The 17270-nt window shown below is 56.3% G+C and carries 20 protein-coding genes and 1 tRNA gene; 9 read left to right on the top strand and 12 right to left on the bottom strand.

The window, feature by feature from the left end:
- Positions 1 to 115: 115 nt before the first annotated feature.
- Complete coding sequence (locus HP556_RS24845; protein WP_068736902.1) at positions 116 to 376, top strand: hypothetical protein; 261 nt, start codon at positions 116 to 118, stop codon at positions 374 to 376.
- 3 nt (positions 377 to 379) lie between these two features.
- Here the strand turns inward: HP556_RS24845 and HP556_RS24850 are convergent, their stop codons facing one another.
- A complete protein-coding gene (locus HP556_RS24850; protein ID WP_175368942.1) occupies positions 380 to 670 on the bottom strand; it encodes a hypothetical protein in 291 nt (96 codons plus the stop codon).
- Positions 671 to 862: 192 nt separating this feature from the next.
- Here HP556_RS24850 and HP556_RS24855 point away from each other — a divergent pair, with 192 nt between their 5' ends.
- The gene (locus tag HP556_RS24855) at positions 863 to 1456 is read left to right on the top strand and encodes a DedA family protein (protein ID WP_175368943.1); all 594 of its coding nucleotides are present in this window, start codon (positions 863 to 865) and stop codon (positions 1454 to 1456) included.
- A 21-nt stretch (positions 1457 to 1477) separates the two neighbouring features.
- On the opposite strand, the gene HP556_RS24860 is transcribed toward HP556_RS24855, so the two are convergent.
- Positions 1478 to 1714 (bottom strand): hypothetical protein, encoded by a 237-nt coding sequence (locus HP556_RS24860; RefSeq protein WP_068736536.1) that lies wholly within the window; start codon positions 1712 to 1714, stop codon positions 1478 to 1480.
- 135 nt (positions 1715 to 1849) lie between these two features.
- Entirely contained in the window at positions 1850 to 2389 is a 540-nt protein-coding gene (locus tag HP556_RS24865; RefSeq protein WP_175368944.1) for a hypothetical protein, read from the bottom strand.
- A gap of 422 nt (positions 2390 to 2811) precedes the next feature.
- On the opposite strand from HP556_RS24865, the gene HP556_RS24870 reads away from it, so the two are divergent.
- Together HP556_RS24870 and HP556_RS24875 are read left to right on the top strand one after the other, a co-directional pair.
- Positions 2812 to 3315 (top strand): Panacea domain-containing protein, encoded by a 504-nt coding sequence (locus HP556_RS24870; protein WP_175368945.1) that lies wholly within the window; start codon positions 2812 to 2814, stop codon positions 3313 to 3315.
- Positions 3316 to 3393: 78 nt separating this feature from the next.
- Positions 3394 to 4086, top strand: a complete 693-nt coding sequence (locus HP556_RS24875; protein ID WP_175368946.1) for a hypothetical protein — start codon at positions 3394 to 3396, stop codon at positions 4084 to 4086.
- A 22-nt stretch (positions 4087 to 4108) separates the two neighbouring features.
- On the opposite strand, the gene HP556_RS24880 is transcribed toward HP556_RS24875, so the two are convergent.
- The 5 genes from HP556_RS24880 to HP556_RS24900 form a co-directional block, all read right to left on the bottom strand.
- Positions 4109 to 4582 (bottom strand): hypothetical protein, encoded by a 474-nt coding sequence (locus tag HP556_RS24880; protein WP_175368947.1) that lies wholly within the window; start codon positions 4580 to 4582, stop codon positions 4109 to 4111.
- 438 nt (positions 4583 to 5020) lie between these two features.
- The gene (locus tag HP556_RS24885) at positions 5021 to 5803 is read right to left on the bottom strand and encodes a hypothetical protein (RefSeq protein WP_175368948.1); all 783 of its coding nucleotides are present in this window, start codon (positions 5801 to 5803) and stop codon (positions 5021 to 5023) included.
- A gap of 102 nt (positions 5804 to 5905) precedes the next feature.
- The gene (locus HP556_RS24890; RefSeq protein WP_175368949.1) at positions 5906 to 7405 is read right to left on the bottom strand and encodes a hypothetical protein; all 1500 of its coding nucleotides are present in this window, start codon (positions 7403 to 7405) and stop codon (positions 5906 to 5908) included.
- Entirely contained in the window at positions 7402 to 8148 is a 747-nt protein-coding gene (locus tag HP556_RS24895) for a hypothetical protein (RefSeq protein WP_175368950.1), read from the bottom strand. Before HP556_RS24895 ends, HP556_RS24890 begins: the two co-directional genes overlap by 4 nt.
- 415 nt (positions 8149 to 8563) lie before the next feature.
- A complete protein-coding gene (locus HP556_RS24900; protein ID WP_175368951.1) occupies positions 8564 to 9226 on the bottom strand; it encodes a recombinase family protein in 663 nt (220 codons plus the stop codon).
- A gap of 346 nt (positions 9227 to 9572) precedes the next feature.
- On the opposite strand from HP556_RS24900, the gene HP556_RS24905 reads away from it, so the two are divergent.
- Positions 9573 to 10253 carry a hypothetical protein gene (locus HP556_RS24905; RefSeq protein WP_175368952.1) on the top strand — a complete coding sequence of 227 codons (681 nt, stop codon included), beginning with the start codon at positions 9573 to 9575 and terminating at the stop codon, positions 10251 to 10253.
- A gap of 189 nt (positions 10254 to 10442) precedes the next feature.
- On the opposite strand, the gene HP556_RS24910 is transcribed toward HP556_RS24905, so the two are convergent.
- On the bottom strand, positions 10443 to 10805 hold the full coding sequence (locus tag HP556_RS24910) for a hypothetical protein (RefSeq protein WP_175368953.1): 363 nt from the start codon (positions 10803 to 10805) through the stop codon (positions 10443 to 10445).
- A gap of 281 nt (positions 10806 to 11086) precedes the next feature.
- On the opposite strand from HP556_RS24910, the gene HP556_RS24915 reads away from it, so the two are divergent.
- Together HP556_RS24915 and HP556_RS24920 are read left to right on the top strand one after the other, a co-directional pair.
- A complete protein-coding gene (locus HP556_RS24915; protein WP_338117611.1) occupies positions 11087 to 11584 on the top strand; it encodes a hypothetical protein in 498 nt (165 codons plus the stop codon).
- Between the two features lie 43 nt (positions 11585 to 11627).
- Complete coding sequence (locus HP556_RS24920; RefSeq protein WP_175368955.1) at positions 11628 to 12956, top strand: hypothetical protein; 1329 nt, start codon at positions 11628 to 11630, stop codon at positions 12954 to 12956.
- A 522-nt stretch (positions 12957 to 13478) separates the two neighbouring features.
- Here the strand turns inward: HP556_RS24920 and HP556_RS24925 are convergent.
- The 3 genes from HP556_RS24925 to HP556_RS24935 form a co-directional block, all read right to left on the bottom strand.
- Entirely contained in the window at positions 13479 to 14435 is a 957-nt protein-coding gene (locus tag HP556_RS24925; RefSeq protein ID WP_175368956.1) for a hypothetical protein, read from the bottom strand.
- Positions 14436 to 14518: 83 nt separating this feature from the next.
- The gene (locus tag HP556_RS24930) at positions 14519 to 16357 is read right to left on the bottom strand and encodes a site-specific integrase (protein ID WP_175368957.1); all 1839 of its coding nucleotides are present in this window, start codon (positions 16355 to 16357) and stop codon (positions 14519 to 14521) included.
- An 85-nt stretch (positions 16358 to 16442) separates the two neighbouring features.
- A tRNA-Glu gene (locus HP556_RS24935) sits at positions 16443 to 16517 on the bottom strand.
- Between the two features lie 329 nt (positions 16518 to 16846).
- Here HP556_RS24935 and HP556_RS24940 point away from each other — a divergent pair.
- Positions 16847 to 17101 carry a PilZ domain-containing protein gene (locus HP556_RS24940; RefSeq protein ID WP_175368958.1) on the top strand — a complete coding sequence of 85 codons (255 nt, stop codon included), beginning with the start codon at positions 16847 to 16849 and terminating at the stop codon, positions 17099 to 17101.
- A gap of 12 nt (positions 17102 to 17113) precedes the next feature.
- Positions 17114 to 17266, top strand: a complete 153-nt coding sequence (locus HP556_RS24945; RefSeq protein ID WP_089264231.1) for a hypothetical protein — start codon at positions 17114 to 17116, stop codon at positions 17264 to 17266.
- Positions 17267 to 17270: the final 4 nt, after the last annotated feature.

Genomic DNA, 17270 nt, shown 5'->3' on the forward strand with positions numbered 1-17270 from the left:
CTCTTGCGGGAGCCGCCTGCGACAAAAGAGAAGCGAGCGGGCCCGGGCCAGGGCCGGAACCAATCAGTGTTCGGTCGATTGGGCTGACACAGCTCATACTGCACGGGAAATGACCATGGCCGACGACGCAAAGACACCCCCCTACATCTACGAAGGCGTCGAGCCCGTGCCTGAGGCCAGGTCGACAATCACAGAAACGATCACGGATGTGAAAGAGGCGGTGACCGAGACCGCGCACCGCATCGGCGGTGCCATCGAGTCCGGCAAGAAGCCAGGCATGCCCTTGAGCATCCTGGCCAATGTTGCGCGTGAAGCGCCGCTGGGGTCGCTGCTGGTTGCTTTTCTGCTCGGCGTCGCCGTGGCGCGCCGGCGCTAGGCGTCAGCGAATCCGGGCCGGCACCAGATTGACCGGCTTCGTGGTCCGTAGCGATGCCGGCTGATAGGCTGAGGCAGGCGCAAAGACCGACTTGCAGCCATCGCTTAGCTGAGACTTGTTGCGGATCATGCAAGCCGTGACGCGATCGACATCCGGGATTTCCGAACTGCACAGTCGCATCGCATCGCCCGTGCAAAGCTGTTCCTGTTCGGCGCTGTAGGCGTGGCAGACGGTGGTCAGCATGCCGAATGCAAGAACGGTGGCGGCGGCGAGCTTCGCGGTGGTGAATGTCATCGTGTGTCCCTCGATCTTGTGTCCATCCGTGCGCCGATCGGCGCGTCGTTGGAGCGATTTGATAGAGGGCGTTCGCTTCAGGCGGTTTGCGCGGAGGCGAGGAAACGGTTTCTTCGACCGCGGTTTTGTTTCATTTCTGATGATGGACGAAACACAGCCTGAACACAGCGTGCCGGTCGGAATCCCATCCTGATGGACATTATTCAGAAAATCTCGGCGCTGATCGCGGCGCAAGCCGATTTGGCTGGACCGCTCGGTTTCGTCATCGCCTTCTTCGGATGTCTGGTCGGCTCCAGTTTCGTCGTTCCGGCTGCGGCCATCGTGACGGCGACGGGGGTGCTGATCGGCGCCGGCGTGGTGTCCTGGACTTTCGTCCTTTGGGCCATCGGCGGTGCGGTGCTCGGCATGAGCGTGTCCTATGAGCTCGGCAAACGGTGCGGGCCGAGGCTGCTGGAGATGCGGATGCTCCAATCGCGTCAGCAACTGGTGGCGCGGGTGCGTGGGCTATTCGAGCGCTACGGCATCGCGGCGATCATGGTCGGTTATCATATCGGGCCGGCGCGCGCGCTGGTCACCAGCGTCGCGGGCATTACCGGCATGCCGCGTCTGAAGTTCGAAATTGCCAGTATCGTGTCAGCAATGGTCTGGATCGTCGATCACGCCTTGATCGGCGTCATCCCCGGCACACTCATCGACGCCGACAGTCCATGGTTGCTCCCGGTGACATTCGGAGCACCGGTCGTCGTGATCGTGCTGACCGTGATGTTGCTGCGCAAGGCGTTGTAGCCCCAGCGCCAACGTCTCGCATCACGCGGCCTTCGAGATCTTCTTCTTGAGATGCCCGGTGTCGTGATCGCGGCGGAGCTGACTGAGCGACGTGTCGTTGAGCTTCGGCAGCACTTCGCTGAGCGTGAGCGTGTCGGGATGCCCGGCTGCGAAAAACTTGCCGTAGATCTTGCGGAGTGTTGCCAGTGTGGTGCTGCCGTATTTCTCGGTCATCGCGCTGTCGTGCGCGTGAAGGTGATCGCCGCCGTCATGCTTCATGTCTCGCTCCCTGCCGGTATCGCATGATCTTGCACCTTGAGCAGTGCAGATTGCGTTCGGCCAGACAGACTAGGCGCGGTGCTGTGGAGAGTACAAGCAGTTCACGTGTGCTCGGGAGCAATCGCGCGGGATGGCTTAGCCGCGCGCCCCGGGGCGCTTGCGCTGCACAATGATCTTCATCTTCTGACGGCCCTTGCTTGCCGCGGCGCGGGAGCGTGAGCGGCGCGGCTGCTCACGCGCGGCAGGCTTGTCGTCAGTTGCCGAGGTGCTGGCAAAAGACTGCCGGAGAGTGTCGAGCGTGGAGGTGAGAGCGCCGACCTGTTCGTTGAGCTTGCGCGCTTCGTTCTGCTGCGCTGTCATCAGACGCTGCATGGTCTGCAACTGATCCTGCACGACCTGAAGCTGATCGATCGACTGCTGCTGCGTGGCCTCGATGCCCTTGGTCTTTTCGATCAGCTGCTCGGACGCTTGCGCCACACGGGCCTGTTGCAGGCGTGATGCGGTGAGCCGCTCCGGCTCCGGCGTTGCGCCGCTGTAGCTGCGCCACGTGAATATGCCGCCGATGCCGATCACGACCAGAAACAGGGCCGCAGCCGCAACCATGATCGGCTGCTGGCTAATGCGCCAGGTGTGACCGGGTTCGGACGCGTAACTGTGCTGGGAAGCGCTCGGCATGATTTCGACCATGAAGCTCGAAGTCCTATGGCGTGTGATCGTTCCAATCCGCGACAAAACCATCCAGAACGCGTGAATTTCGGGAGGTTCGCGGCCAAGTTCAACGAAAATAAGGCTCGGGTGGCAATAACGTGGCCTGACCCAGGGCAGTGCGCGAATGGCGCTCCCTAGCGGAAACCTCGGAAGCGCGCTCTAAGTATTGATTTACATGAAGAAAATGCCGCTCGATTGGATTGCTGTGTAGCATAGAAGTGTTCTTTTGCCAATCGCCGCAGCAATATCGTTCTTGCTTTGTTCTAATTTTCATCTACCGTTGAAGCCTGTGGATCCCTGTTGATTCCGGTATCACCTCGACAGGTGGCCTACGGCACGAGGTGCACAACCTGTATTGCTGCCTCAGAGACTCTGTTATTGGATCGGCCATGTATGAAGCTCGCAAGATATGCAATTTTCTGCTGGCGAATTACGACGCTGTAGAGTTCGACATCACGAACTTGCGCATCAACAAGCTCCTGTACTTTATTCAGGTCGGTGCACTGAGACAGACGCCTGAAGGTATCATCCGAAATCACTTCGAGGCTTGGCAGTTTGGCCCCGTTATCCGGCCCGTATTCGACGCCTTCAAAGGGTACAAGGAAACACCGATAAAAGCGCCGGCCGAATATCTCGATTACGCTTCCGGTCGCACGATTCCGATTCCTCATGACGACATCCGTGAGGACCACCAAAAGATCATTAGGCGAGAGTTTTTAGACTACAGTCGTTTCACCACGGGGCAGCTCGTTTCGTTGTCACACGAGACCAACGGGCCATGGGACTTGGTCTACAAGGCGTATCTTGCCGATCCGACCCGAAGCCCTAGGATTTCAAACCAGATCATCCGCCAGCATATGATCGGGGAAAGCTCATCCACCGTTAAGCATTAACGCCCTGTTAGGAGTTATTGTTGGTCTTGCCCGAATCACTTTAACATCGGGTTTTGGCCCACTCCTAAGGAGGACCTGATGGCGGGGCGGGGAAAGTATTTCGAGTTGTTAGACTTCACGAAGTTTGCGTTTCCATCAGTGATAGGAATGGACGCAGCGGCCACCGCGAATAACCTCATAGAGAGGCTTGGCGGCGGCGGGTTCATGTCATACGGCCCGATTTGGTCGCGCCTCAATCCGATCGTCGCGGGGTATGCTACCGACGCATTCATTGCCTCAGAGTTCAGCTTTCATTCCGAGGAATGGGCAAACGATGCAATGCAGGAGGTGGCCCGCCTGTTGCGCCAGTATTTCAACGGGCGAGGACGCTGGTTCCAATACCCCCAGCGCCCCTCGAAAGTTCTCGGCTTCTGGTTCAAGCCAAGCATCAAGGGAGTTTGGTGGGTTGATGGCAAGGCTTACGCTGTGCTGATCAACGCTCGCAAGCAACAGCCGCTGTTTCCAGACCATCTTCGCTTCCTCGCTCGTGGTGTCTACGAACTGCACTGTGTAGAAGACCCGAACGATCCGACACCGCTAATCATCGATTTGAGCGAGCCGCAACGCAAAGAAGGTCGAATCCTCCGGGCTTATGAGATGCCTGTGGCGAAGGCGGTTTCCCTCGAAGAGTTTGAAGATGCGGTACGTGAGTTCCTAAGGGCACTTCAAATGGCGGGCGTGGCGCTACCTCCCGAGGGCATGGACATCGTGAGCCTGTTTAAGAAGAAATAGGTAGGCGCATGGGTGGCCAGCGCTAAGTCTGCGACCCCGGGAAGGTGTAATCGTTGAACGCCGCGTCGCTAAGTGTGGAATCGAGCAGAACCTTCCACGCTTGGCCCGCTTCGATCCATTTAGCTTTTCGGTCGGGCAGATTTCGCAACATTCGAAAGGCACTCGGAGCAAGTCTCGAGGCTGTGCTTTCCCTCGTCTTATCCTCTGACGCTTCTTGAATCACACTCTTGAAGAGACGCTCTGGTGTGGCCCATCCATCTTCTCGAAAACGATCGGAGATAAAGTAAGATATAAATGCGCGAAATGTGACGGCCGCACCGACCTGGTGATACGTTTGGCTGACTGCAACAGCGTCGAGCCATTTAATGACCCGGTCGCTCGGATTATCGAAGCCATCTTCATTGAGAATAGTGGTCGAAAAGAAATAACCAATATCAGCCTGCAATTCCTGTTCAAGCGAGAGATACCAGTTTTTGATGGAGACGATAGGCGACATTGAAATGATTTCCATATAGCGGGCAGCTTGGAAGGCTTTGCGAAGTGACAACGCTTACTACACGTGGGCTAGCCGAAAATCACTAGAAGCCTTTTGTTGTACAATAATTTTCAGGGTGAAATTCAAAGGCTACAGCCTGAGGGCACGACGCGAATTTTTTCTCACCGTGCCGTCACCGCGGGGCCTGCGCCGGGAAACATCGTGGTCACCGCCCCGGGCCATCACGCGACGCCCGGTGGTCTCGGTGACCGTCAGCCCTTTGCAGCACGAGCTTTCCCCGCTGTGTCCGTTCAAGGCTTCCATTGAAGAATTTGACGAAGCTGTGTGGCAGTTTCTGACAGCATTGCATGTCGCCGGGGCATCACTTCCGCTGGACGTCGCAGATCTCGTCGACTTGTTCAAGCGTAGATAAAACTGCCGGACTTGCGGGCTTCGACGCTAAGACAAACTCGTCTTTAGCTTTATGAACTCCGCAATCTCCACCTCTCGCGCCTTCTGGAATATCCACCCACCCAGAGTGCGATTCCAACGACCCCCGAGGTCTTTCAATTCCTGCTTCAATGGAGCGGTATCGCCTTTGACAAGGAACGATTTGACCTGACCATCTTTCTCATAGTCCTCCATGTAAAGTTTACCGGCTTTGACAATCTTCGTGATGCTTTCCAGCCGTTCACGCAGATCATCTGGAGAGGCAACTTTTGGCAACTCCCCATTGAGAAGCCTTCGGACATTTATGGAAAGTTGGTTGAACAGCTTCTCTCGGAGATCCGTTATGCTGGAGTAGGCGCCCGTCAAGCCGATTTTCTGCATTCGCTTCTCGAAATCTTTCAGCGCTGCAAATTGATCGATATCAAGCTTGTCTGGCTCGATGTTTCTTGACGAGAAATAGAGCATCACGGGCCTGTTATTCTTGATGAACCATTCGATCTCTTCGGCAGTACCACTCTCGCTGGCACCAGTCGGAGATCCCAGCCGGGTCCAGAACACACCAATAGCCATATCGCAAGTTTTAAGCATCTGGTCGTTGATGACGCCTTGAGCTCGATCTCCCATGAGCGGAGCGCTATGAGTCTCCCACTTCACTGGAAGCAAAACTACTGCGTCCTTCTCGGAGTTGAGCGCATTCCAGCTCGCGATAACTTCCGGGATCGTTCGCCTTTCTTCTTCGACGTCTCCGGGGCTGGCGACCAGTACCTTGTAAACTTTTGCATCAAATGCCACGGAGCTTTTCCTCGTGTAGTATTTTCGTCAGGGCAGTTGATGCATCAGTAGCGCGGCTGCATGCTGTAGGGTGATCTGGTTTACAACGCCGATCAGCTCCCGCTACATCCAGATTGCTTGCTGAACCACAGCGCGGATTCGTTTGATTTTCGCAGCACCGAAGTATTCGATCGCATCCAGTGTAGCGTCGTCGGCAGCGGCAAGTTGGCCTACAGTTTCAATTTTCGCTTCACGTAAGCGGGTAATCATGTCCGCAGTCAAACCATAAGGATACGCTGGCGACTTCGCCAAGTCACTCACAGGCCTGTCGATAATGGTCAGCCCTTTCTCGGCTGTGAGTGCGGGAAGCCGGATATTTTGAAGTGCTGACCCGCTAATGTGGATTTCTGCGGGATCTGTCGATCCCTCCAGCCAGACATTAATCATCTCACTCGTAAGCCGACTTGGCACTGCGCCGCCATCGATCAAGTTGCAGAGATTCAGAGCATATACGGGGCCCCTCCCGCCAGACTTCATAGCTCGAGATGCTTCGCGGCGTGCCATGAAACCTAAATACTCCAGAATCTCGAACAGCTTCGCATAGTTGGATACGATCTGGCGATGTACGAGCACTTTGTCTAACGGTGCTCCGCGATGTTGCTGTTGCTGCCGTTCTTTTAGAACTGCAATCAACGCTTCGAATGCTTCCCGCGCTGGCTCAATGAGAGGTTCGTAGACGCCAAGCTTTGGCGCGACTTCGTCCATTAATGGCCAGTAGTAGTCGGTCGCCATGTTGAGGAGGCACTTATTGATTTCTGGGATACCGACTTTGTTTGCATCGTCAAAACGATTACACGCGAGAATAAAACCGCGAAGATTACCGACCACCGCTCGACCTAGAAGATTAGCGAATTGTTCTGGAGACAGCCGGTCTGAGAAGCGCTCCTTGTCTGCTAACCTGGGATATCGCGCACGGAGAACGTCGGGAAAAAAAGAGGCGTCGTTAGACACGTCAGACCGACTAATATCTATCACCGTCGAGTCATTAAATACATCAAACCGGACGCCAAACTTCGTGACGCCGGGATAGATGGACGCTTTGCAGGATGTAAGGTTGCTGGAAAGAGTACGGAATAGATCGAAGAATACCTCGAGCGGTTTCTCTCGGCCAATGTGCGCCGCGTCGTCAAAAAGCAAAACGATGCGTCTGTTCAACACTTGAGATAGCCGAGTTAAGCTAAGCTGAATAGATAGTTGATCGGCGCTGCTACCAAACTCCGCATTGAAATTTCGAGCCGTGATCTCTTTCTGAATTGCGACCGAGAGCAGGATGCAGAAATGCCCGATGTACTCATCGCCGTCAGACTGCAAAAGCGGCAGATACCGCAGGCTCACGTAAACCGGAAAAATGTCTGACGCAGCCTGCATCCTACGCTGTGCTTCGATCATCAAGGCGCTCTTACCGCTACCTCGGCCGCCCCTAATCAACACTGGACCGTGAGCGCTCAGCTTCCTGATAATCAGATCGTCGTGCGATGTGAAACGATGAAGCGCCTCAAATTTGTCAGGCTGACACTCTTCGGCGGCTAGAATCAGCGAAGAGTCCAAGTCATCGTCGCTCATGGGACATCCTGTCGAAAGGCCAAGTACGCTTCCAGCGCCTTAGCAGGAGTAACGCGGGCGTAAGCTGTGGGCACAAAGTGAGACGCCAAACCGAGGTTCGCCATCAGCAAACAAGAATCTCGTATTGCCGCTTTCACCGTTGATTCTCCAAACACCAACGAACTAGAAAAGAATTCCCAGTGAACACCTTTCGATAAGGTCGAATATAGCTGGGAGCTTTGACCGCGAACCTTATCGATGAAAGTGTCCGCGTCCAACGATAGGATATCAGCTAAAGCAGCGTTGGTCGGTGCGTTAGAAACGAAATCCAACATTTCGTTTACGGCAGGTTTCCAATAAATGTGATCTACGTGAGATGAAAAAAGCGCTCGGCTTACTTTCTGAACGTCAGAATCTGGATTCCATAAAATGGCCGAGTGTTTGTCAGGCATCACATCGCCCGTCCACGAAAAAGATGATTTAGCCCTATCACCGAGTCGGTATTCTGGCTGCGACTGGAATTCACTGAGATACAAGATCCGGAAAGAGTCGAGGCGCCCGAGTAGAGCAGCACATCCGTTTTCGAGGATCACTCTTGCGCAGAACGGGCCAAAAGTGCGGGTATCTTCGCTAAAGTCGCTTTGGAGATAGCCAACGGCACGGCCGGTAAAGGAGTCAATTGATTTTGAAAGCTGGTTTAGAGCGATTTTAGCCAAGCCCTCGGCAGGCGCATCCCCGCACAACAGCGTATCTAACCCGGACATTAAATGAGAATCCCATCAACCCTAACGTGCAAGTTAGTGGTGATCAGGAGGGATGTCCACACTGATCGGATGGAGTTAACGCCGCATCTCTTTAGGCGTCCCCCGACGGTAAGGACTCGAAAGAAATCGCCAAGCAGGCACGAGACTGCGATCCCTTTCACGATTCTCGGAGTGCATCGACTGTTCGCTGAGTTGTCTGCGTGGTTTACTTGAGAGGAGGCGAGGGCAACTCATTCTGTCACTATAGGGGCATTTTACCCGAGCAATAAATTGTTAGGGGGCAAAAATGTGAGAGGTGTCCTAAGGGCGGCTGCGCGACGATTTCCCCCGTAGCCCGCCGACGTGACAAGGCCGCGCATCGTTTTCTCTTCGGGGAGCAGCGTTCTCGGGAAGGCCCCTAGGATGATGTTTTTGATCAGGCTGCCCGTGATCTCTCTTCTCTCTGCTTCCATCGTTCCAGCCGCCGCTCGGCTTCGGCCGGGTCTTCCTTGATGCGCAACACCGTTTGGCGGCTGAGGCCACTCTCTCGCGATACGTTGGTGGTGTTAGTCTCGCGAGCGAGGAGGCTGATAACCAGGTCCAGTTGCTCGCGGGAGTAGCTCGGTTTCCGGCCGAGGTAGGCGTCCGCATCCGCCGATGTTTTCGCGTGCTCGATGCCCGCCCGCTGGGCTTCCTTCTGGCTCTCGGCTTGCGCCTGCGATAGGGCGGACATGAAGGCAATCATCGAGTCCCTCACTGCCTGCTGCATTGGCTCCGTGGTGGCGCCGTCGAAGGTCAGACCGTTGATGACCGTGCGGATGATCACGCCTCGACGCATGAACTCGCGGATGGTGTCGCTGACATCGGCATAGTTACGTCCGAGCCGGTCCACCCAGCGCACCACCAGCGTGTCACCCTTCCGTAAGATATCCCACAGTCGCCGGCCCTCGGGGCGTTCGGCCAATCGTGTGGACACGCCTGAGACACCGTGATCAGCGATCACCTCGTCAATGATGTAGCCGGCCGCTCTGGCCTGCGTGAGCTGGTGAGCAATGGTCTGCTCAGCGGTCGAAACCCGCGCGTAGAGAACTGTCGTCATCGATCCCTGTCCGTATAGGTGGCGACCGAATAATATGTGTCCGCATGACCGAAATCAAGTTATACGGACAGTGTTTCATGGCCAATTTCCAGTGACCGTTTAGGCATACTCTTTCGGACATTCTCCGGAGTGGGGAACGGTTGCGCCTGTTCACAAGGATTGAGGCGGTGATCTGCCAAGTGCAACAAAATCAACGCGCTAAATGCCCCATCAAGATGGCTAAATATTGAGATATTACAGCGACTTAGAATAGGTCGCCATATATGAAGAAATAAAGGCGCCCTGCAGCCGCATCTTCATTGAGCTACTTCCAGCCACCAACCTGAGCAACAAGGAGTGCCACGCAATGGCCATCCAATATACCGACGCGACTGTACTGTTCCACCGCATCCTTCGCATCCAGGCCACGACGCCCCATTCACGGTCGACACGCAGTGATATCAAGGAGCTGTGCCGTCTCGCTTTGAGAGTTTGCCCCGACAGTCTGCTCAGCGCCGCTCCCTCAAGAAACGGCTCATGCGTTGCCTTCAAAGTGCGGCACGGGAAACATGGCAAGTCGCAACATCGCCACGCACGCTTGATCGGCACTTTGGATTTCTGTTGGCTGGTTTTGATGTTGATAGCAGGTTGCCGCCTGGTGTCAGTTCCGGCCGGTGTGCCGCCCTTTTCATATCTCCGAGTAGAGCATCCCGAAGATATGTCACCGAACATGCGCATTCGGCTGGGCCGCATCATCATGGACGCGCCGGCAAACCAGCAAGTCGCATTCAAGGGGCGAGGGACGTTCCGTTCGCTTTTGCGCTCCAATCAGATGCTCCGCGCGCCCTCGCGAAAGAGTAACGCTAAACCGAAGCTTGGTCGGGCCGAAGCATTGGAGTTGACCCGGCAGCTCTACACGGGCGGGGAGAGGCCCCCCATCGAAGACGTGCACGCTGGCGACTTCGTTGCGGCAGTACGGAATATGCTCGCGGTTGCTGATAGGTTCGACGGTGGACCGAAGCTCTATCCGACAGAATTGGCCGAATAGTGTGACTACCGCCATCCCGACTGCGCCGGCCACATAGTTTCTTGGCACTCAGGGTGGTCGCTTTGGAAAGGCCTGTGGCTCCGGCGGTGTTCCTTCAAAGTTTTCGAGAATGACCACCGGAGTTCGCTGGGATTGACGACGCGTCGCGTGAGACGGAGGGCGATCCGCTTGTGCCTTTCGTTCAGGCGGTCATTTCATAGAGACACGGACGTCCTCGCGCTCTCTCGGCAAGCGATCTTCCGTAGCCGCGTACGCTGCATTCTCTTCCGCAATCCTTCGGGCCTTCCATTCTTCGACGGACACCCATACTCCGGCAGCCTTCTTAGCCTTTACCCACTTGAGCCGGCCGTCGTGCTTCGACACATGCCGACGCTCTTCTGACCAGCGATCACGCCGCCGCTTCCGCTCTTTGCGTCGAGCACGGGCCTTCGCCTTCTTCGGGTCCAGCAACGGAGGCAGGCCATCAGCTTTCCGCTTGATGTTTTCTTTGCGTCGCTCGCGCTTCGCGATGACTTCGCGCCGCTCCTCCAGGGTGATGCTGCTCTTCTCCATAACGGAACAACATATCCATGAAACACAGAAAACAAAGACCCTCTTTCGCTTCGCGTTTGTCGTTGGCGGAGGGGCTGCCGAAGTGCGTAATCCCCGGATGCGGGAAGCCCACACTCGTCGCCAGCAGAAAGGGACTGGCCGCGTTTCACTGCCAAGCGCACGTCCAACATATGGCCCGGCATGGAAGCCACTGGCACGGCTCGTACCGTGCAGGCGAGCTGAGGCCCTACCTGTCATCTGCGACATCTTATCTGCGTTGTCGCATGCAGACGGACGGCGCTGTGAAACAGTCCATTGAGGCGCTCACGTTGCTGCTTGCCGGTTCGCCCTACGAGATTGCAGCACGTCTACGCGGATTACCAGTCCGAACCCGCGCCGACATTGCTTTTGGTCGACTTCGACGAGCGGGCATAAAGCCGGAGCGTTTGCTGGCCATCTATCTTGCCATCGTTGCATTGATTGAAGAGGACCCCGGCGCGGTGCGAACAAAAGAGTTCCGATTGGTTCAGGTAGCGAAAGCGGCTCATCGATTGGCGTCCGGCTATCACCGGATCTGGGAATCCGAGGACTGGCAGGGACGGCGATCAAGGATCGAGCTGCATAAGTTTGCGCGAAGCTCCGGGCAAATCCTACGGCGAATTGGAGCGATGATCGAGGAGCGGTCTGAGTTTGCCGTCGAGAGACACCTTGCGGGCGTGCTCGCTTTCAAGCGCAAGCGATATGGTCCGCACCCTGCGCTGCCCGAGGCCAAGCCTCTGTGCAATAAATTGGAAGGTTAATAACTTGCGAGAGATCAGGTCCCACTGCGGCGGTGCGTCAATATTGGATGACGAGCTGGGTCACTTTGAGCATAGTCCTCGATCGGAAATCACCAAGCCTTATCGTTTCGAAGTGCGTTGGCGGGCAGTCGATGAAGACTTGCGACGCTATGTTAACGAGCTTCGGATCAAACTGGGGCAACACGAGCAACGGAAGCGAGCGAGACGCGCGAGCGATCTGGCGAAGTTCGACCGGGTCATAGAAGTGCTTTGCTGCAACGTTGTAGCAGTCAGGCTTGCCGGACTGGCTCCTCGATCCTTCGCGATACTGAGGGCGAATTACGCTTCCAGTGTCTCTCCGATATACGGCGCCCACTTTCGACAGGTTGTGATGTTGATGGAGGAAATGGGACTCATCACACAGCGGAGAGGAAGCCGGCATTCCAAGCGCGACCGTTTCCCTTCCACCATCACTCCCTCGGCCGATTTTTTGACGTGGCTGCCGGCCATTGAAGGCTGGGAGGCGCTACGCCTTGAGAATGGTCCCGCCATCGTTCTCAACAAAGGCGAAGACGCTGAGCGAGAGCTGCCGGAACTTGATTATGAATGGTTTGCACGCGCGGAAAAGGAGGTGGCTACCATCAATGCGAGCATTAGAGACATGCCACTTGGTGATTACCCTGACGAGTTAGCCCACGTCGCAGCGATGCATCGTGCCCTATCTGACATAGTCAGGACGCCGCTTCATCGCTCAGTATGGCGAGCCTTCAAACCGGACTACGAGCAGGGAGGTCGACTATACGGAGGATACTGGGAAACGATGCCTCGGGCCGAAAGATTCCGCTTGCTTCGGATCGAAGGGGCTCAAGTTGTAAATGTTGATTATGGCCAGCTTTTTCTCCGGTTGGCTTACGCAAGCATGCGGGCTTTACCGCCAGATGGCGATCTATATGACCTGACTGGCCGGGATCATTTGCGGCCCGACTGGCCGCGACTACGCGAAGGGCGGAAGCGGCTCGTCAACGCAATCATTGCTTCGAAGAAAATATTGAAGCATTGGCCCGGTGACACTCCTTCCGAATGCAGCGCCGTGCGGCGTATGTTTCCCGAGGGAACCAAGCCGATTGACGAGGATCGTGCCATCAAGGCGCGGCATCATGCCATCGCGGAGGAGTGGCTAGGCCGGAGTCGCATAGGCGAGCTGATGCGCCGGGAATCTGACCTCTTGGTGGCGGTGCTTTTGCGGTTGATCGGCATGGGCGTCACAGCGTTGCCTCTCCACGATTCCGTGATCGTCGCTCAGCGCCACGGCGGGACCGCAAAGCTGGTGATGGAGGAGGAGGCCTTGCGGCTGATTGGCGTGCTCATCCCCGTGAAGATCGACACTGGATAGCTACTGGATGGCTCAGCGGAGTCCGTACAGGCGTTTTGACTGGCGGGCGAGGATGGGCACACGCAAGGGGCGGCCGATGAGGGGGGCCTTTCTGGCGGCCCAGTAGCGCGGAGCATAGTCTGGGCGGACGATCAAGGGGCGTGAGCTTACGCTTCCACTTATGCCTCTCTGCGCTTCTCCCTGCTGCCTCTGAGTGAAGAGCCCTAGCGCTGGATAGTCTATCGACCATCATCAACACCGAGGAATGCAGGGTATTAATCCCTCCGCTATCACCGGCGACGCCTTGTAGGTCAAGTGAGACGACCCTTAAGTCTATCCTCAATGTGACCTAGGAGTGTCGTCATATACCGGCCAAGCTTCTTGACTCCCATGATGCCAACCATGGCGCCTTGATGACCAAGTATATGAATGGCGGGCGTCAGGTTACATCTTGGTAAAACATTTTGGAGCTTTGCTAAATGGCTGTCTTGATGCTGAGGAGAGGGGAGGTGGAGCAACGAAAGCAACGTTCAAGTGGACCGGCTAGTCCCCGGCGGGTGGGCGCTTCGGGATAAGACCTTTAAGGGCGGCCGCAACAGGCTTTCCGCCGACAAGCGCCGCCGACACTGCAATAGCCATTTGGCCGCCAGCGTTCGTCAGCGAGCAAATACCAACTGCGGTCGCGAACAAGCCGATATCGAAAGTCTTAGTTAGTACTTCAGCGTGCTTTTTAGTCCACCAAGATTGAATGCCGTCGGCGAACGTCGTGACGGACTTTACAGCCGCGACCTCCTTCACTTTCCCCTTTTTGAAGGCATCCACCATCGCCTGGATATTTTCAAGCTGAGAGCGCATCTGCTCATACTCCGAGATATGCGCGTTTTGCTCCGCAATGGCTTCTGGCGAGTTCGGTCGGTGATCCTTAAGAGTTTCGATCTTGTCGTCGATTTGAAGAATAAGTCCGGCAACTGCAAGCCTAAGCTCCACCTCGTTGGCCTCAATTGCCTTACCAACCCTAGTTTTGGCTTTTCCCTTCGGTACCGAGGATCGGGGCGGTGCAAAAAGCTTGTAAAGCTCATCGATATCCAGAACGCGGAAGTGGCGATCATTTTCTGGACGCTTCCGTAGCGACTCGCCTGTGTAGCCATAGCCGATGAGCCAGTATTCATCGAAATCGTGGAATGGTTGCTTACTCTGGCGGACGTAGTTCCTGAATTGCGAAAAGTGCTCCTGTATCTTTGCGGCCGTAATCTCCAGCACGATTTCGATGAGGAACCGTCGTTCTCGGCCAAGCTCAACCCGCGAAGCCAGCAAGTCACCTTTCGGGTTGCTGCGATATTGCCCTCGTTCGAGAACTCTCACATTTCCCGCTAGCAGAATGTCTGTGACAATCCGTGCGAGTTCGGGGGCCGTAACTGCCTCTTGCTCGTGAATGCGTTCGAGGGACCGTTCGATTTCCCGCTGCGAAGGCTTTTTGACCCTCGTTGGTTGTTTCGCCATGCTATCCCCCGTTGCCTTTGATCTGTTTCACACGCAGTGAGGCTCGGAGCAAGACTATGGCGAAGATGGAATCGGCCGATTTTTCACGTGACCCGCCAAGTCAGCTCCTTGAGGTCAATCGGAGGCTTTATCTGTGCCATCGCCTTTGAGAGTGGCTTGATGGAAAACCCTGCGCCGTAGTCTCGGCCGACGCTGCCTTTGTTGGCGTGACCCGTGATGGCGTCGTGAAGCTCCTCGTAGAGCTCGGCATCTCGCGCCATGCGCTTAAAGGTGTGACGAAACGAATGAAACACCTTTGTACTATCTGTGATTCCGCATTTGTCATTCAGATACGAATTGACCCATTTCGACCACGCCGACGACTTCACTCCGGGCCACATGGGATCACTGAGCTTTGCCCCGCGCTCTAAAAGCCGTGCGCGATAAGTGAGTAGGCCAATGCGCTTCAGCTCAGGGTGAAGGGGGATGCGTCGAATTGAAGTTGCAGTCTTCGTGCTCCGTCCGCCCTTTCGGCTCACGTCGAAGAACCACACATCATCGTCTTCATCCTCGCGTAGGTCGATGAGCCTCATACCTGCCATTTCGTTGAGGCGCATTCCGCTGAGCAGGCCGATAAGCGGCAACCAAAACGCAGCTTCTCCCTTGCCGCCCTCAGTGCGCCAGTTCTGGGAGAACACGGGAGAAGTGAAGATCGCGCGGAGGTCGGCTTTCGAGAAAATCTCACGGTCTTCCGTATCGCCATCATCAACGCGGAGCTTCACGGCCTTCGTGAACGGATTGGCGAAGTGCTCAACGTCATCGAGCATTGCCTCAGCCTCCGCCTTCGAGACGACGGCACCGATTAGCTGTAGAAGCTTGTTGACGGTGTTGGCGTGTCTGAGAGGTTGGCCTGAAAGATCCTGCTCAAGGAGCCTAGACAGTGGCATCTTGCGTAACCGCGTGGGCAAGCGGGTAGGAACCTTCGCGATGGCGTCACGGAATTCCCGTGCCTTTGCTCTCGTGATGTCTCCGAGGTGAATATCTCCGTAGAGGTCGGTGAAATACCGGACCACTTGCCCCGTCTCGATGATGCTGTTCTTGCCAGGGGTCTTTGAGCCGCGGACGCCACCACCGCCCATCTTCCAAACCTTAAAGGCTTCGCTGAGCCGGGGACCTCGGGGCGACTGCACGGGCTCTGCGGGTGTCGGGATGTCCACACCTTGATGGCGCTTCTCGATGGCGTCATAGGCGCGGACGTGAGCGCGGAGGACCTCAAGCGCGACCGCCTGAAATTCGACCGACGATTTCTCGTATGATGCGCCGCGTCGCTTTAGCTCGATGCTGGTCTCAGCGATCACTATGCTGGGGTCTCGCCTTGCGAAAGCTGCACGGTACTCGGCCGCGAGGTCGCCGGTCTCTTCGCGAAAGATTTCTGCATGGTCTAGTTGCATGCCAATGACGAATGGCGCCGGAACATCAGTCAGAAGCGGAAATTTAGTGGCGCGGTCTACGACAGATTCTATTCCGCTCTGGAAGTCGAAGTCACGATGCTCGATTCTGCGCCGATCATCACCGATCAGCCGGGTGATTTCATCGTCCTCCAGGAGCTGCCGGAAAACCGATTCGCCGATCTCGTTGGCGTCTACCTTAGCCGGAGCACTCGGGACCGTCGCAGGCTGGGAGAGGGCGGTCATCACCTCCTCAATCAACCGGGCAAACTTCAAGGCTTCCCGATGGTCCCGCGTCTTGGCTGGGCGAAGTTCTTTGGTGTCCAGTGACCGTACAAACTCCCGTTTGAAGAGCCCTGTGCTGGCGTTGATCAAGGCGGGAAAGGCCGAACGAATGTGATCTGGCGCGGGCTTGCCGGCCAATGCTTGAGGCAACCTTCGTCGAAACTCGTATGTGCCAGAACGCCGTCGTTGCATGTAGCTTAAAGCTGCCATTGTGTGCCGCCTCTGTGTAGCAGAGCGGCATCTCTAAGCGCATGATTGCTCAGAGTTTTCAGCTTTTCAATGGCTTAGGGTGATTTGGCGCTCCCTAGCGGAATCGAACCGCTCTCTCCACCGTGAAAGGGTGGCGTCCTAACCGATAGACGAAGGGAGCAAAAAACCCCGGCCGATCCAGCGGCCCGAAATCAGGCCAAGGATACCGCGGTTCTGCACGGCTATTTCTAAAATCGCCGCAACATCAAAGCTTTAGGGCTGATCTATCGCGGGCGGCACCGACCGAAAGCAAATCAGTTTGGTGCCAGCGGCCGAACGTATAGTGACGTTTGTTCGGGTCGGCAAGTGGGCGGTGAGGGATCAGGTGGATGATCCCCATGCGCGGCGCACGGACCTTGTGCACAGGACATTTCGAACTCTTCTGCACCTCTCAACGGTTCTTAAAGCATGCAGGCTTAAGGCTCTCTCCCGGGGGCGTGGAGTGATGCGATGGCAGTGACGAAAAAACGCGACACACGCCGGTCCGTACACCAGGCCGCATGGATCACGCTGGACGGTGGATTCGCGGCCCGGCAATGCAATGTGCTGGATCTCTCGGCCTCCGGCGCGAAAGTCGTCGTCGACGATCCCACGTCGGTCCCCAACAAGATGAAGCTGGCCTTCTCGCGCGACGCACGCACCGGGCGTACGTGTGAAGTGGTCTGGCGCCGCGGTAAGACGCTGGGCGTTCGCTTCATCGCATAGGGCTGCACCATCGTGCGCCCCGATATCGTCATTCCCGTATTGATGGGCTGCGCGCTGCTGTGGTGGATCGGCCGTGGTATGAACTGGTCCACGCGCCTTATCGTGGCCGCGATCACGCTGGTGGTGATCATGGGCATCCTGCTGCTCGAACGCTCGCTGAACTAACGTT

It is taken from the genome of Tardiphaga robiniae (assembly GCF_013359755.1).
GTDB classification, from domain to species: Bacteria; Pseudomonadota; Alphaproteobacteria; order Rhizobiales; family Xanthobacteraceae; genus Tardiphaga; species Tardiphaga robiniae.

What these genes read in the sequence shown, in the direction of transcription:
- HP556_RS24845 (WP_068736902.1), top strand. Translation starts at nt 116, where the DNA reads ATGGCCGACGACGCAAAGACACCCCCCTACATCTACGAAGGCGTCGAG.
- HP556_RS24850 (WP_175368942.1), bottom strand. Translation starts at nt 670, where the DNA reads ATGACATTCACCACCGCGAAGCTCGCCGCCGCCACCGTTCTTGCATTC.
- HP556_RS24855 (WP_175368943.1), top strand. Translation starts at nt 863, where the DNA reads ATGGACATTATTCAGAAAATCTCGGCGCTGATCGCGGCGCAAGCCGAT.
- HP556_RS24860 (WP_068736536.1), bottom strand. Translation starts at nt 1,714, where the DNA reads ATGAAGCATGACGGCGGCGATCACCTTCACGCGCACGACAGCGCGATG.
- HP556_RS24865 (WP_175368944.1), bottom strand. Translation starts at nt 2,389, where the DNA reads ATGCCGAGCGCTTCCCAGCACAGTTACGCGTCCGAACCCGGTCACACC.
- HP556_RS24870 (WP_175368945.1), top strand. Translation starts at nt 2,812, where the DNA reads ATGTATGAAGCTCGCAAGATATGCAATTTTCTGCTGGCGAATTACGAC.
- HP556_RS24875 (WP_175368946.1), top strand. Translation starts at nt 3,394, where the DNA reads ATGGCGGGGCGGGGAAAGTATTTCGAGTTGTTAGACTTCACGAAGTTT.
- HP556_RS24880 (WP_175368947.1), bottom strand. Translation starts at nt 4,582, where the DNA reads ATGTCGCCTATCGTCTCCATCAAAAACTGGTATCTCTCGCTTGAACAG.
- HP556_RS24890 (WP_175368949.1), bottom strand. Translation starts at nt 7,405, where the DNA reads ATGAGCGACGATGACTTGGACTCTTCGCTGATTCTAGCCGCCGAAGAG.
- HP556_RS24895 (WP_175368950.1), bottom strand. Translation starts at nt 8,148, where the DNA reads ATGTCCGGGTTAGATACGCTGTTGTGCGGGGATGCGCCTGCCGAGGGC.
- HP556_RS24900 (WP_175368951.1), bottom strand. Translation starts at nt 9,226, where the DNA reads ATGACGACAGTTCTCTACGCGCGGGTTTCGACCGCTGAGCAGACCATT.
- HP556_RS24905 (WP_175368952.1), top strand. Translation starts at nt 9,573, where the DNA reads ATGGCCATCCAATATACCGACGCGACTGTACTGTTCCACCGCATCCTT.
- HP556_RS24910 (WP_175368953.1), bottom strand. Translation starts at nt 10,805, where the DNA reads ATGGAGAAGAGCAGCATCACCCTGGAGGAGCGGCGCGAAGTCATCGCG.
- HP556_RS24925 (WP_175368956.1), bottom strand. Translation starts at nt 14,435, where the DNA reads ATGGCGAAACAACCAACGAGGGTCAAAAAGCCTTCGCAGCGGGAAATC.
- HP556_RS24930 (WP_175368957.1), bottom strand. Translation starts at nt 16,357, where the DNA reads ATGGCAGCTTTAAGCTACATGCAACGACGGCGTTCTGGCACATACGAG.
- HP556_RS24940 (WP_175368958.1), top strand. Translation starts at nt 16,847, where the DNA reads ATGGCAGTGACGAAAAAACGCGACACACGCCGGTCCGTACACCAGGCC.